The organism is Mesorhizobium sp. M0816, assembly GCF_040320005.1.
Classification (GTDB): Bacteria; Pseudomonadota; Alphaproteobacteria; order Rhizobiales; family Rhizobiaceae; genus Mesorhizobium.
Genome location: NZ_JAMYOT010000009.1, coordinates 160,628 through 172,945, shown reverse-complemented (window position 1 = coordinate 172,945; position 12,318 = coordinate 160,628). Strand labels below are relative to the sequence as shown.

Sequence of the window (12,318 nt, the reverse complement as noted above, 5' to 3'; positions counted from 1 at the left end):
TTGATGCCGCACCACATACTGGTCGCCGACGACGACCCGCACATTCGCGAAATCATCTGCTTCGCGCTGGAAAAGGCCGGCATGAAAACGCTGGCGGTGCCGGACGGCGCGGCTGCCTTGCAGGCGATAGAGCGCCATGCGCCCGATCTCGTCGTGCTCGACATCGGCATGCCGGAAATGGACGGGCTGGAAGTGTGCCGGCGGCTGCGCCACACATCCGACCTGCCGGTGCTGTTCCTGTCCGCGCGGGATGAAGAGATCGACCGCGTCCTCGGGCTGGAGATGGGCGGCGATGATTATGTCATCAAGCCGTTCAGCCCGCGCGAGCTGGTCGCCCGCGTCAACGTCATTCTGCGCCGCGCTCGGCCCACGCCGGAACCAGCCGACGACCGGCAATTCTCGCATGGCAGACTGTTGCTGGTTCCGGCAAGCCATACAGCCAGCTTCGACGGCAAGCCGCTGGCGCTGACGTCGATCGAATTCGCGATCCTGAAAGGCTTTTTGGCGCGGCCGGCGCATGTGCTTGGCCGCGACATGGTGATGGCCAACGCCTATGCGGCCAATATCCATGTCGCAGACCGCACCGTCGATAGTCATATCCGCAACATCCGCGCCAAGCTGGCGGCCGTCGGCTGCGTTGATGCGATCGAGACCGTGCATGGCGTCGGCTTCCGGCTCGGCCGATGCGGGAGTTGAGCGCCCAAAAATGGATTGGCAGCAAATGGCGGCCACGGCTTGCCACGGTCGTCATTGCCATCCTGATCATGGTGATGGCGCTGCCGCTGGCCGGCCTGTTCTTCTTCCGGCTCTACGAGAACCAGCTGATCAGGCAGACCGAGGCCGAGCTGATCGCACAAGGTGCCGCCCTTGGCGCGATCTATGCGCAAGAGGTCCGTGAGGCCGGCCTTGCCCCGGAAAAGCTCGGCGCACCCGTGCCTTCACCCAACACCAGCGATCGGGCTTCTCCCTACCAGCCGATCGAACCGCGCCTCGATCTTGCGTCCGACAGGATCCTGCCGACCCGGCCCGCGGCCACCGCGGCCAGCGCCGATCCCGCCTTCGCTGCAATCGGCGCACGCCTGAGGGGCATTCTTGCCGAGACGCAGAAGACCACGCTCGCCGGCTTCCGGCTGCTCGATCCCAGGGGCGTGGTCATCGCCGGCCGTGAGGAGGCCGGCCTGTCGCTCGCGGCTGTCGAAGAGGTTCGCGCAGCGCTTGCCGGCCGCTACGCCAGCGCGCTCAGGCTGCGGGTTCCCGACCAGCCGTCGCCGCCGCTCTATTCGGTCAGCCGCGGCACCAAGGTTCGCGTCTTCGTCGCCATGCCGGTTGCGGTCTCCGGCAAGGTCGCCGGCGTCGTCTATCTGTCGCGGACGCCGAACAACATCGTCAAGCATCTCTATGGCGAGCGCGGCAAGGTGGCGCTGGCGGCAATCGCCATCCTCGGCGGCGCGCTGCTGATCGGGCTGGTCTTCCTGCGCGCCGTCAGCCGTCCGATCTATGCGCTGATGGAACGCACGAAACGCATCGCCGCCGGCGACCGCGCGGCGATCAGGCCGCTCGATCACCACGGCACGCGCGAAATGGGTGAACTCTCTGCTGCTTTCCTCGACATGGCCGAAAAGCTGCACGCACGCTCCGACGGCATCCAGACCTTTGCCACCCACGTCTCGCACGAGCTCAAATCGCCGCTGACGGCGATCCAGGGGGCCGCCGAACTGCTGCGCGATTCGGGCAGCGCGATGGACGAGGCCGAGCGGCGGCGGTTTTCGGACAATATCGTCACCGATGCCGGCCGGCTCAACCTTCTGGTGCGCCGCCTGCTCGACCTGGCGCGCGCCGAAAATCTCGAGCCGAGCGGCGAAAACACGTCGCTCGGTGCGGCACTGGCGCTGCTGCCGGCCGACGACAGGCTGGCGGTGCGCGTCGATGCGGGCACCGAGATCGGTCTGCGCATATCGGCCGAAAACGCTGCGATCGTGCTGGCCAATCTCATCGACAATTCGGCGCGGCACGGCGCGACGCTGGTATCGGTCACAGCCGCAAAAGCGGACGGCAAGGCCACCATCGTGGTCGCTGACGACGGCGCCGGCATTTCGCCCAGCAACCGAGGCCGCATCTTCGAGCCGTTCTTCACCACGCGCCGCGATTCCGGCGGCACCGGCATGGGCCTCGGCATCGTGCTGGCCCTCCTGAAAGCGCATGATGGCACGATCCGGCAGGTTGACTCGGCGAGCGGCACGCGCTTCGAGATCATCCTGCCGGCGGCGTGACTCGGCGGTTCAGATCGGAAGGGCGAAAAGGTGCATTACGACATCGTCATCATCGGCGGAGCCATCGTCGGCTCCTCGGTCGCCTATTATCTGCGCGAGGAAGGGTTTTCGGGCTCGATCGCGCTTGTCGAGCGCGACCCGCAATTTTCTCATGCCGCGACGACGCTGTCCTGCGCCTCCATCCGCCAGCAGTTTTCGATCCCGGAAAACATCCGTCTGTCGCAATTCACGCTGAAACTGTTCCGGCGGCTCAAGGAAGAGTTTGGCGCGGACGCCGATATCGGCTTTCGCGAAGGCGGTTATCTCATCCTTGCCGGCGAAAACGGGCTGCCTATCCTGCGGGCCAACCACGAAGCGCAGATGGCCGAGGGCGCCGACATCCTGCTCGAGGATGCGGAGGCGCTCGTCCGCCGCTTTCCGTGGCTGTCGGTCGAGGGCATTTCCGCCGGCGCCTATGGCCGCAGCGGCGAAGGCTGGTTCGACGCGCATGCGATGCTGATGCTGTTCCGCAAGGCACTGCGAAGCAAGAACATCGATTTCATCACGGCGTCGGTGACCGGTATCGAGCGGCAGGGGAAGCGCGTCGCCGGTGTGACCCTCGACAATGGCGAGCGGCTCGAGGCCGGCACCGTCGTTAACGCCGCCGGGCCGAATGCCGGCAAGGTGGCGGCAATGGCCGGGCTGGCGCTGCCGGTGGAGCCGCGCAAGCGCAATGTCTTCGTTTTCGAGGCGCGCGAAAAATATGAGGACATGCCGCTGCTGGTCGACCCGAGCGGCATCTATGTCCGGCCGGAGGGCTCGGTCTACATCACCGGCGGCGCCGAGCCGGAAGAGGGCGAAGGACCGGCCGACCCCGCCGACTTCGACGCCGACTGGCCGCTGTTCGAAGAGGTGATCTGGCCGGTGCTGGCGGGCCGCATTCCAGCCTTCGAGGCGATCAAGCCGACGCGCGCCTGGGTCGGCCATTACGACTACAACACGCTCGACCAGAACGCGGTGATCGGCCCGCATCCCGAGGTCGGCAATTTCCTCTTCGCCAACGGGTTTTCCGGCCACGGCTTGCAGCAGGCTCCGGCGGTCGGCAAGGCGCTGGCCGAACTGATCGTGCATGGCGGCTATCGCACGGTGGATTGCTCGGCGTTCGGGTACAGCCGGATCGCCGACGGGCGGCCGTTCCGGGAATTGAATGTAATTTAACGCTTGCGCGAAGGGATGCTACCGTTGGGTTAGGCCGCCACCAAGCCGCCTGCACCAAGATACGCCTGAAGCCAGCCCAGCACCCTACCCCAGCCTTCCGCGTGCTCTGTTGCAGCGTCAGCGAGGCCGGCAAAGCCGCCATGGCAGATGGTGACGCGCGTGCCGCCGGCGATCGGCTCCAGCAGCCAGGCGACTTTGGTTTCGCGGCGGCCAAGCGTCGGATGATCCCAGTCGTATCTGCGCGTCTGCACGATCCGGCGCGGCTCTTCGATCTCCAGGAATTCGCCACTGGCGGGCAGGTGTCTGCCGGCCGCCGTCTCGACGGTGACGCTCCAGCGGCCGCCGACGCGGAGGTCGGCCGCCCATCCGGTCATCCGGTAGGTCCTGGCGGACCCCCACCAGCGCTCGACCTCGCGTGTAACGAGCGCGTCAAATATCCGCTCGGGCGGCGCGCAAACATCGGCGCTCGCCATGACGGTCTCGCCATTGGTCATGCTGTGCACCGCGGAACCGTGCATTACCTGTCCTCCAGAAACGTTTCGCTATCGAAACGACCTCAAGCCTTCGATGCCGGGCGCGACAGGCCTTTGCCGGTTTCGAGCAAGCTCTTCAGGCTGGACAGGATGAGCGGCCAGCCGTTCGCCACATGGCCAAGCAGCTTGTGCGGTCCATCGGCTTCGTGTGTGATGGCGAGCTTCATCATCTCGCCCTCCTGCTCGATGGCGAAGGTGCAGCGTGTGTAGCCGTCCGCCTTGACCTCGGGCATCAACTCGTTGCGCCATTTGAGCACGATGCGCTTGGGTGGATCGATCTCGAGGACCTCGCCGCTGTCGGTGACGCGGCCGTCGGTGTAAACCATCTTCCACGCCGAACCTTGTTTCCAGTCGCTTAGCATCTGGGCGCCGAGGAAATATTGCCGCTGGAACTCCGGCTCGGTCAGTGCTTGCCAGAGTTTTTCGGGCGAGGTGCGGATGTAGGTGACATAAACGAAAATGTTGCTCATCAGTCTTCCCTTTCGAGGCGTTTCTTCAAATCGCTGAGGGCGCCCAGTCGTCCCCGCTCGAATTTGCCGATCCAGCGTTCGGCGATCTCGTTGATGGGAACCGGATTCAGATAATGTTGCTTCTCGCGTCCCTTGCGGATGGTGGTGACGAGGTTTGCTTCTTCCAGGATCGCCAGATGCTTGGTCACCGCCTGGCGCGTCATGTCCATCTCACCGCACAGCGCGTTCAGCGTCTGCCCGTTCCTGGCATGAAGGCTGTCCAGCAATCGCCGGCGTGTCGGGTCGGCCAAGGCGCGAAAGACGGCATCCATGCTCATGACTCTAATATGCAACCATTTGGTTGCATGTCAAGAGGCAGAACCCTAGCCAAGAATGCGCGGGTTGAGGTCGCTGGGAGTGGATTTCAGCGCTTGCGGCCGAACCAGAATGCGTTGGGCATGCGCTCCATGCCGATACGCTCATAGAAGCCGACGGCGTCGGGCATGGAGATCAGGCTGATGGCAACGGAAGGTCCGAGTTGCCGGCGTGCCTCATCCATCAGGCCCTTGCCGATACCCAGCCCTTGCGCCGATGCAGAAACAGCGAGCTCGGAGATATAGCAGACCCAGGAAAAGTCGGTGACGCCGCGAGCGACACCAACCAGCGGCTTGCCCGGTGCATCGATGCGCGCGGTGAGCACCAGGGCGGCACTCGTGAGCATCGCCTTCAAACGGGCATGATCATCGACGGGCCGTGTCTCGCCGAGGCCGGATTCCACCAGAACGCGGCGGAACTCGGTGATGCCGAGGCCCGGTTCGCTGGCGTAAAGGATCGTGGATCGCGTTGTCATGTCGACAAAAGTGCACCATGGGCTGGTGGTTTTGAAGCTGTTTTGTACCGATTTTGTGTTTCGATCGACGACGGAAGTCCAAAAACAGCCGTCTTTTATTTGCCCGCGGCATTGTGTAAACCGAGCGCCAGCAATTCCCCGCAACGAGAAGAAGACGGGCAAGAACCATGGAAAAATTCACCAAGCTCACCGGTGTCGCCGCGCCGATGCCGATCGTCAATGTCGACACCGACATGATCATCCCCAAGGATTATCTCAAGACGATCAAGCGCACGGGGCTCGGCACCGGCCTGTTCGCCGAAATGCGTTACAAGGACGACGGCTCGGAAAACCCGGACTTCGTGCTCAACAAGCCGGCCTACCGCAAGGCGCAGATCCTGGTCGCCGGCGACAATTTCGGCTGCGGCTCGAGCCGGGAACATGCGCCGTGGGCGCTGCTCGATTTCGGCATCCGCTGCGTCATCTCGAGCTCGTTCGCTGACATTTTCTACAATAACTGCTTCAAGAACGGCATCTTGCCGATCACCGTCAGCCCGGAAAACCTGGAGAAGCTGATGGACGATGCCTCGCGCGGTTCCAACGCGACGCTGTCGGTCGATCTCGAAGCCAAGGAAATCCGCGGGCCGGACGGCGGCGTGGTCAAGTTCGACCTCGACGAATTCAAGCGCCACTGCCTCTTGAACGGCCTCGACGATATCGGCCTGACCATGGAGAAGGCCGGCGCCATCGCTTCGTTCGAGAAGAAGAACGCCGAGCTGCGGCCCTGGGCATAGGCTCTAAAGCCGCGCCGACGGTCAGCCTCTACGCCAAGTGTCCGGGGAGGGATGTGATGACACGCTTGCTTGTTGCCGCTGCCTGCGGACTGCCGCTGATGCTGCTGCCCCCGGCGAGCGTCTATGCCCAGACGCAGACGCCCGCCACGGAAGCGCCAGCGGCAGATCAAGGCGCCAGCGACACAGCCGCCGCCGACGATGACAAGCAGGCGCCGATCCCGTTCGAGGGCGGCCAGCTGACCATCACCCAGGAGGAAGAATACGGGGAACGGGTACTCGCCTTCGACGGCAAGGAACTGGCGCGCAATTACGACGTCTTCTTCGACAAGATCGTCGAGGTCGGCGGCGTCAAGGTGGCGCTGGTCGATGTCGGCGACGGCGGCAACCAGTGCGGCCCGGCCAAGGTGATCGTGTGGAAGCCGGAGGGCGGTGCGATCCAGACGACCACGGTCGAGCAGGATGAATGCGGCGCGCCGCCGGCCGCGATCTCCGACAGCGCCGTCTATTTCGTACCCTATCTGCTGCCGGGCGATTCCAAGCCGGCGCTGCAATGGTCGCCGACGGACGGACTGACGACGTCCGGTAATCTGACCTACATGCCGGAGCCGGGCACCGACTGGAAAGACATCGATCCGTCGAAATACGACAACATCATTGATGCCTTTCACAACGAGGCCGTCTACAGGCTAGCCGAGACGCTGCTCGGCAAGGACATGCCCGACATGGCGACCAGCCTGCTGGTCGGCGGCGGCACGGAAAAAACCGCGTCGGGTGCCTTCTTTGCCAGCGGCTGCGTGCCGCATGATTGCGGTGGCAATGACGGCTTCATGGCGGTCGACCCGGTCAAGCACAAGCTGTATTTCGCCCGCCGCGGCGACAAGCCCGAGCCGGACGCGTGGCCGGCGGTGAGTACATGGCCGGCCGACGTCAAGGAAGCGCTGGACAAGGCGCTGGGGTCGGCGAATTAGAAATCGTTCTGCCGCGATCCTTCGCGCGCCCCGGACATCCCCGCTTGGGGGGAGATCGGCCGTCACCGCTGCTTTCGCCAAACCGCCTACGCTGCAAAAAAAGAGGACCTATGCGAAAACTGATCTCCACCGGTTCGCCCTTCGAGAAGACCGCCGGCTATTCGCGCGCCGTGGTGCAGGGCGACTGGTGTTTCGTGTCCGGAACGACCGGCTACGATTATGCGACCATGTCGATGCCGGAGACTGTAGAGGCACAAACGCGCAATTGCCTGGCGACGATCGCCAAGGCGCTCGGGGACGGCGGCTTCGAGATGGCCGATGTGGTGCGGGCACATTACTATATCACCGATGCGGCTTTCGTGGATGTGGTGTTCCCGATCCTCGGCGAGGCCTTTGGCGAGATCAGGCCGGCGGCAACGATGATCGTGTGCCAGCTCAACAAGCCGGAGATGAAGATCGAGATCGAGGTGACGGCGCTGCGGCGCACAGCCTGATGCCTGTCACGGTTGCGACAACGACACGGTCAGCACGAGGATCGGCCCATGGTTAAGGTCAGGCGCATCGTTGCAAACATAGACACGCAAGATATCGCGGCGGCAAAACCCTTCTATCAGGATGTGCTCGGCCTCGATCTCAAGATGGATATGGGCTGGATCGCTACCTACGGCTCGCAAGAGACGATGTCCGTGCAGGTCAGCTTCATGGCCGAAGGGGGATCAGGAACGCCGGTTCCGGACATCTCTATCGAAGTCGACGAGGTCGATGCCGCGCTTGAAAGCATGAGAAAGGCCGGCTTTGCCATCGAATACGGTCCGGCGGACGAACCCTGGGGCGTGCGGCGCTTCTTCGTATGCGACCCGTTCGGCAGGCTGGTCAATATCCTTTCGCACCGGTAGCGACACCGGGCGGCAAAGCGCGGGCTTGCGCAGAACCCGCTTGGCCTTTAGCAAGGCCGCGTTCATGCGCTAAACGATTGGAACGGTTCTCATGGCTTCGAAAAATCTTCTCCTGCTTGCCGGCGACGGTATCGGCCCCGAGGCGATGGCCGAGGTGAAGAAATTGATCGCCGCCATGAACGATAAGCTCGGCAGCGATTTCGTCACCGATGAGGGCCTTGTCGGCGGCTGCGCCTATGACGCGCATGGCGCGGCGATTTCCGATGCCGACATGGCCAAGGCAATGGCGTCGGACGCGGTGCTGTTCGGCGCCGTCGGCGGACCGAAATGGGATGCCGTGCCTTACGAGGTGCGCCCGGAGGCGGGTCTGCTGCGGCTGCGCAAGGACATGGAGCTGTTTGCCAATCTCAGGCCGGCAATCTGCTATCCGGCGCTGGCGGCGTCCTCCTCGCTGAAGCAGGAGGTGGTCGAGGGGCTCGATATCCTGATCGTGCGCGAGCTCACCGGCGGCGTCTATTTCGGCGAGCCTAAGCAGATCATCGACCTCGGCAACGGCCAGAAGCGCGGCATCGACACCCAAATATACGATACGTTCGAGATCGAGCGCATTTCGGGCGTTGCCTTCGAATTGGCGCGCACGCGCAAGAATCACGTCACCTCGATGGAAAAGCGCAACGTGATGAAGTCGGGCGTGCTGTGGAACGAGGTCGTCACCCAGACGCACAAGGCCAAGTATGCCGACGTCAAGCTCGATCACATGTTGGCCGATGCTGGCGGCATGCAGCTGGTGCGCTGGCCGAAGCAGTTCGACGTCATCGTCACCGACAATCTGTTCGGCGACATGCTGTCCGACATCGCCGCCATGCTGACCGGCTCGATCGGCATGCTGCCGTCGGCCTCGCTCGGCGCGCCGGATGCGAAGACAAAAAAGCGCAAGGCGCTCTACGAGCCGGTGCACGGCTCGGCGCCCGACATCGCCGGCAAGGGCATCGCCAATCCGATCGCCATGATCGCCTCCTTCGCCATGTGCATGCGCTATTCCTTCGGCATGGTTGAAGAGGCCGACCGGCTGGAAGGCGCGATCGCCGCCGTGCTCGATCAGGGCTTGCGCACCAGGGATATTCATTCGCCGGGGATGACCGAGGTCGGCACCGCTGAGATGGGCGGCGCGATCATCGCCAAATTTTTGGGGTGACAGGTGTATGGGTGAGGTGCAGCGCGCCATTGAAAGGGATCTTCTCGGCGAGCACCAACGCCAGGCTGAGTTTCGCGGCGATCAACACCTCGCGCCATTGCTGCAGTTCATCTGCGACCGATATCAGGTCGAAAAGAGCGATTTCTACCTGCTAGAAGTCATTCCCGATCAATACGAGTTGTGTCTCTTGATCTGGCTTTGGCCGGATAGGGTGGTCGACTGCGAAATCGCCTATGAAGGGTCTACATTCGAGGTTGTCGGGACGGAAACGATCCAGACCCACAAGAAGACCCTTCGTGGTCATTCCGCGAAGGACTTCAAGATCATCGAACGCATCGCCTTGAGCGAACACAAGCAGCTTTAGCAGAACCAACTCAGGTGAGGTTATGCGGTCTTGATCCCCTCCGGCACCGGACCCCACTGGTTTTCGCGCGGCTGGGTCGGGATCAGCGCAAAGACCAGGATGATCAGGCTGCCGAAGGTCGGGACCAGGAAAAGCAGAAAGAGCCAGCCGGTCAGGCCGGTATCGTGCAGGCGACGCACGTTGAGCCCGAACCACGGCAGGGCTGTCGCCAGCAGGAAGAGACCGGAAAGGCCGACCGTCACTGCCGGCAATTCACTGTTGTCGAGATTGCCCATGGCGTCGTCGATAAAGACGCCGAGTCCTATGACCACGATCAGCGCGATCGTCCAGAACAGACAATAGCCCCAATACTCCTTGCGGCGGGCACGGCCGGCGAAGTTGAAGTAATTCTCGGTCAGACCCCGCCAGAAGTAGCTCCACAGGCCAGCCGATTCGGCCGGACTTTGTTCAGCGGAACGGCCGAAATGTTGCGGCTGACGTGCCGCGGGCGCATTGCCGGCCTGAGTTGGGGCGGCGGTTGCAGTGGAGGCGTCGGCGGGCGCACTGGCAGGTTGGGCGCGGATCGAAAAAACATCGCGTGCCCGTCCGCCAGCCGGCTGGAATTCGACGGTCGTACCTCCGGCAACCGATGCTTCGCGGCGCAAATCTTCGCGCGCCAAAGTGTAGCGGTTGCCGTCGGCTCCGGTGATGAAGCCGAAACCCTGGTCTTCGTCGTAATGAAGAACTTCGCCGCGCATGTCCTGCCCACCCCCATTTCCCCGCCCCAGACTGTGCAAAGTTCCGGCAGACCGCAAGAGGCGTGCGGAAATGGAGAGTTCTGGCTATTTACCCCGGCCGTTTCTTCGATTTCTTGTGTTTCGCAGGTCCGCCTTCGAACTTCGCCTTGGCCGGTTTCCCGCCCCAGGGCTTCGCCTCGAATGCCGGGCGCTGGTCGGCCGGTGCGCGCTTCTCGAATTTGGGCGTGTTCTGATCGAAGGTGCGCTTGCCGCGGTGCGGCTTCTTGTCGGGTCGTGGTTCCTGATAGCCGGCCCGCGACAAATCCGGCGTGCCGTCCAGCCGCTTGACCGCAATGTTGCCCTGCAGCTTCCGGTCGGGGCCGATCGCAGCGAGGAAACGCTCGGCCCAGTCCGCCGCGATCTGCACGAAGGTTTCCTCCGGCTGCATCTTGATGGCGCCGATCTCGCGCTTGGAAATGCCGCCTGTCCGGCACAGCATCGGGATCAGCCAGCGTGGCTCGGCATTCTGCCGGCGTCCGACGGACAGCGAGAACCAGACGCTGTCGCCGAAATCGTCGCGGCGGCTCGGTGTCTCGTCCCGGCGCGCAAATTTTTCGCCCGACGGCGTGAACGCTGCCACGTCGAGAAGATCCTCCGGCGCCGAGTGGCTGGAGCGGCACATCCGCACGAATGCGGCAGCAACCTGTTCGGGCCCGTGCTGATCGAGAAGCGCCTCGACGAAGCCGCGCTCCTCATCCTTCATAGGCTCGCTGAAGACCGGATCAGCGAGAATGCGCTCGTCGTCGCGCCGTATCACGTCGTCGGCCGACGGCGGGCTCGCCCACGTTGCCGCAAGGCCGGCACTTTGCAGCAGCCGCTCGGTGCGCCTGCGGGCACTATTGGGCACGATCAGCGCGCTGACGCCCTTGCGTCCCGCACGACCCGTGCGTCCGCTTCGGTGCAGGAGCGTCTCCGGGTTGGTCGGCAGGTCGGCATGGATCACCAGCTCGAGATTGGGCAGGTCGATGCCGCGTGCCGCGACGTCGGTGGCGATGCAGACCTTGGCGCGGCCGTCGCGCATCGCCTGCAGCGCGTGGCTGCGCTCGTTCTGGCTAAGCTCGCCGGACAGCGCCACGACGGAAAAGTTGCGATTGTTGAAGCGCGCCGTCAAATGGTTGACGGCGGCGCGCGTGTTGCAGAACACCAGCGCGTTCTTGGCCTCGTAATAGCGCAGCACGTTGATGATGGCGTTTTCGCGATCCGCCTGGGCGACGCTCAGCGCCCGGTATTCGATGTCGAGATGCTGCTTTTCCTCACCGGAGGCCGAGATGCGTACCGCATCGCGCTGGTAGCCTTTGGCCAGCGTGGCGATGGAGCGCGGCACGGTCGCGGAAAACATCAGCGTGCGGCGATCGGCGGGTGCGGCATCGAGGATGAATTCCAGATCCTCGCGAAAGCCGAGATCGAGCATCTCGTCGGCCTCGTCGAGCACCACTGCCTTGAGCGCCGACATGTCGAGCGAATTGCGGGTGATGTGGTCGCGCAGGCGGCCGGGCGTGCCCACGACGATATGGGCGCCGCGCTCCAGCGCGCGCCGTTCGGTGCGCATGTCCATGCCGCCGACGCAGGACGCCACCGTGGCGCCGGTCAGTTCGTAGAGCCATTCCAGCTCGCGCGTTACCTGCAGGGCCAGCTCCCGCGTCGGCGCCACGGCCAGCGCCAGGGGTGCCGCAGCGTGGGAAAAGCGCTCCGCGCCATCGAGAAGGGTCGGCGCCAAAGCCAGACCGAAGGCGACGGTCTTGCCGGAGCCGGTCTGGGCCGAAACCAGCGCATCGGCCTGGCCAAGCTCGAGAACGGCCTTCTGCACCGGCGTCAGCTCGACATAGCCGCGTTTTTCCAGCGCCTTTGCCAGCGCGGGAACAATAGCTTCGAAATTGGACATCTTGCTCTTTCGAAATTCGGATTCTGAATACCCGGCGACGGGTCAAATGTCGGCAAGCGCCACAGACGGGCGCCACGAGCCAGACGATGCTCGTTCGTACTTGGTGCCGCCGTCATTGTACAGGGCGGGCGGGTCGGCCTGGTTGCGATTGACTCTAGACGTAAA

The 12,318-nt window shown here is 63.7% G+C and carries 15 protein-coding genes; 9 read left to right on the top strand and 6 right to left on the bottom strand.

Annotation, left to right across the window (positions count from 1 at the left end):
- Nucleotides 1–3: 3 nt before the first annotated feature.
- Genes NKI17_RS16495 through NKI17_RS16485 form a run of 3 tightly spaced genes read left to right on the top strand, consistent with a single transcriptional unit; the run spans nucleotide 4 to nucleotide 3,467 of the window.
- Nucleotides 4–696: a response regulator transcription factor gene (locus NKI17_RS16495; protein ID WP_023680519.1), complete on the top strand. Its 693-nt coding sequence runs from the start codon at nucleotides 4–6 to the stop codon at nucleotides 694–696.
- Nucleotides 684–2,270: an ATP-binding protein gene (locus NKI17_RS16490; protein WP_023680520.1), complete on the top strand. Its 1,587-nt coding sequence runs from the start codon at nucleotides 684–686 to the stop codon at nucleotides 2,268–2,270. Before NKI17_RS16495 ends, NKI17_RS16490 begins: the two co-directional genes overlap by 13 nt.
- 30 nt (nucleotides 2,271–2,300) lie before the next feature.
- The gene (locus tag NKI17_RS16485) at nucleotides 2,301–3,467 is read left to right on the top strand and encodes an NAD(P)/FAD-dependent oxidoreductase (protein ID WP_023680521.1); all 1,167 of its coding nucleotides are present in this window, start codon (nucleotides 2,301–2,303) and stop codon (nucleotides 3,465–3,467) included.
- Nucleotides 3,468–3,496: 29 nt separating this feature from the next.
- Here NKI17_RS16485 and NKI17_RS16480 read toward each other — a convergent pair whose 3' ends face one another.
- The 4 genes from NKI17_RS16480 to NKI17_RS16465 form a co-directional block, all read right to left on the bottom strand.
- A complete protein-coding gene (locus NKI17_RS16480) occupies nucleotides 3,497–3,985 on the bottom strand; it encodes an SRPBCC family protein (RefSeq protein WP_023680522.1) in 489 nt (162 codons plus the stop codon).
- 38 nt (nucleotides 3,986–4,023) lie between these two features.
- Entirely contained in the window at nucleotides 4,024–4,470 is a 447-nt protein-coding gene (locus NKI17_RS16475; RefSeq protein ID WP_023680523.1) for an SRPBCC family protein, read from the bottom strand.
- Nucleotides 4,470–4,781 (bottom strand): ArsR/SmtB family transcription factor, encoded by a 312-nt coding sequence (locus NKI17_RS16470; RefSeq protein ID WP_031213186.1) that lies wholly within the window; start codon nucleotides 4,779–4,781, stop codon nucleotides 4,470–4,472. Before NKI17_RS16470 ends, NKI17_RS16475 begins: the two co-directional genes overlap by 1 nt.
- Nucleotides 4,782–4,873: 92 nt before the next feature.
- Nucleotides 4,874–5,299 (bottom strand): GNAT family N-acetyltransferase, encoded by a 426-nt coding sequence (locus NKI17_RS16465; protein WP_023680525.1) that lies wholly within the window; start codon nucleotides 5,297–5,299, stop codon nucleotides 4,874–4,876.
- Between the two features lie 167 nt (nucleotides 5,300–5,466).
- On the opposite strand from NKI17_RS16465, the gene leuD reads away from it, so the two are divergent.
- The 6 genes from leuD (at nucleotide 5,467) to NKI17_RS16435 (ending at nucleotide 9,495) form a co-directional block, all read left to right on the top strand.
- The gene (gene leuD, locus NKI17_RS16460; RefSeq protein WP_352906344.1) at nucleotides 5,467–6,072 is read left to right on the top strand and encodes a 3-isopropylmalate dehydratase small subunit; all 606 of its coding nucleotides are present in this window, start codon (nucleotides 5,467–5,469) and stop codon (nucleotides 6,070–6,072) included.
- A gap of 56 nt (nucleotides 6,073–6,128) precedes the next feature.
- Nucleotides 6,129–7,040, top strand: coding sequence for an Ivy family c-type lysozyme inhibitor (locus tag NKI17_RS16455; protein WP_352906343.1), 912 nt, complete (start codon nucleotides 6,129–6,131; stop codon nucleotides 7,038–7,040).
- Nucleotides 7,041–7,150: 110 nt separating this feature from the next.
- Nucleotides 7,151–7,534: a RidA family protein gene (locus NKI17_RS16450; RefSeq protein ID WP_352470853.1), complete on the top strand. Its 384-nt coding sequence runs from the start codon at nucleotides 7,151–7,153 to the stop codon at nucleotides 7,532–7,534.
- Nucleotides 7,535–7,582: 48 nt separating this feature from the next.
- Nucleotides 7,583–7,936 (top strand): VOC family protein, encoded by a 354-nt coding sequence (locus NKI17_RS16445; protein WP_352782312.1) that lies wholly within the window; start codon nucleotides 7,583–7,585, stop codon nucleotides 7,934–7,936.
- Nucleotides 7,937–8,027: 91 nt separating this feature from the next.
- Nucleotides 8,028–9,131 carry a 3-isopropylmalate dehydrogenase gene (leuB, locus tag NKI17_RS16440; protein WP_352782314.1) on the top strand — a complete coding sequence of 368 codons (1,104 nt, stop codon included), beginning with the start codon at nucleotides 8,028–8,030 and terminating at the stop codon, nucleotides 9,129–9,131.
- A gap of 7 nt (nucleotides 9,132–9,138) precedes the next feature.
- Nucleotides 9,139–9,495: a hypothetical protein gene (locus tag NKI17_RS16435; protein ID WP_352906342.1), complete on the top strand. Its 357-nt coding sequence runs from the start codon at nucleotides 9,139–9,141 to the stop codon at nucleotides 9,493–9,495.
- Nucleotides 9,496–9,515: 20 nt separating this feature from the next.
- Here NKI17_RS16435 and NKI17_RS16430 read toward each other — a convergent pair whose 3' ends face one another.
- Nucleotides 9,516–10,232 (bottom strand): DUF805 domain-containing protein, encoded by a 717-nt coding sequence (locus NKI17_RS16430; protein ID WP_352906341.1) that lies wholly within the window; start codon nucleotides 10,230–10,232, stop codon nucleotides 9,516–9,518.
- An 88-nt stretch (nucleotides 10,233–10,320) separates the two neighbouring features.
- Nucleotides 10,321–12,153 carry a DEAD/DEAH box helicase gene (locus NKI17_RS16425; RefSeq protein WP_352906339.1) on the bottom strand — a complete coding sequence of 611 codons (1,833 nt, stop codon included), beginning with the start codon at nucleotides 12,151–12,153 and terminating at the stop codon, nucleotides 10,321–10,323.
- Nucleotides 12,154–12,318 lie beyond the last annotated feature (165 nt).